Origin of the sequence: Blautia hominis, from assembly GCA_002270465.1 — a bacterium.
Classification (GTDB): domain Bacteria; phylum Bacillota; class Clostridia; order Lachnospirales; family Lachnospiraceae; genus Blautia; species Blautia hominis.
The window spans coordinates 1-1113 of sequence record NQOF01000024.1; the positions used below are offsets into that span (position 1 = coordinate 1).

Annotated in this window: 1 protein-coding gene; it reads right to left on the reverse strand. The window is 43.8% G+C overall.

What is annotated here, in order from left to right:
- Positions 1 to 86 precede the first annotated feature (86 nt).
- Entirely contained in the window at positions 87 to 1025 is a 939-nt protein-coding gene (locus CI595_RS25740; protein WP_095176479.1) for an IS982 family transposase, read from the reverse strand.
- Between the last annotated feature and the right edge of the window lie 88 nt (positions 1026 to 1113).

Below are 1113 nucleotides of genomic sequence, written 5' to 3' on the forward strand. Positions count from 1 at the left end.
TAACTTGTTGTGCTACTTTTAATTGAAAGACCTGTAAGCTGCCAAAAGCCCAAAAAGACCCCTTGTTGTTTTATGACTGTTTTGAATCAGAAGATGAGCTGTTTTATTTTTCCCATTTCACAGTTCTCATCGAACAGGTGATTTATTGCCAGACATAGATTGTATGCCAGTACTTTGTTTACCAAACGGGTGCATAGTCCTTGAAAGCTTTTCGCACGTACTCTTTCCGCTTTTAACTGCTCGCTTAGCTGGGAAAATACTGTCTCAACTCGTCTGCGCAGTCGAAATATCAACTGTCGTACAGGCTTGGGCCAGTCCGTTTTACTATTGGATCGCTTCAGCGCCATCAGGCAGATGCCCTGTTCCCTCATTTCCTCGCTAAGTGCTTCTCCTACGTATCCTTTGTCTCCAAGAATCGTAAGGGGCTGCTGCTGCCTCACCAAGTCCCTGAGTCCTTCCCTGTCATCCGTGGATGCCGGAGTGATTTCAAAAGCGGTTATAAAACCCTCCAGAGTAATCAGGGCATGTACCTTATAGCCAAAGTAGGTTTCCTTTTTAGAGGGGCATTTTCCATAGTCGGCACCGTCCTGGCGAAAGGACTGGCAGTACCGTGCCCTTCCAAATTTACATACAGCCAGGGGGAAGCTGTCTACCACAAAATACTGGCTGCATGGAATTGAAAAGACAGAAAACAGTTTTTGCCGGATCAACTCTGTTACCTGAAGGAGTGCCCTGCGGGTCCTGTTAAAACGTGTGCGGCTGCAAAGTTTAGGGAACAAGTACCTGTAGTTCTTCTTAACAAAGGAAAACCAGGCGTTTTCGGAGTCAATACCGACCAGTTCCCCGCAGATGCCAATTGTGATGATTTCAGGGTCGGAAAGCTTAGCATCCAGTATATTGCGTCTTTTGCAGACTGCATCAGGAGCATATTGGGAATACAGGTCATCAATTATAACATAAACCGTTACAATAAAGTCTTCAAAAGTTGCTATTATAGTGGTATGATTATCTTGGAACTTCAACATAATGATGCCTCCTTTCGAATTTGTTTCCCTACAAATAGGATAGCACATTTTGTTGAAGTTTCTTTATTTAACTAGCACAACAGGTTAA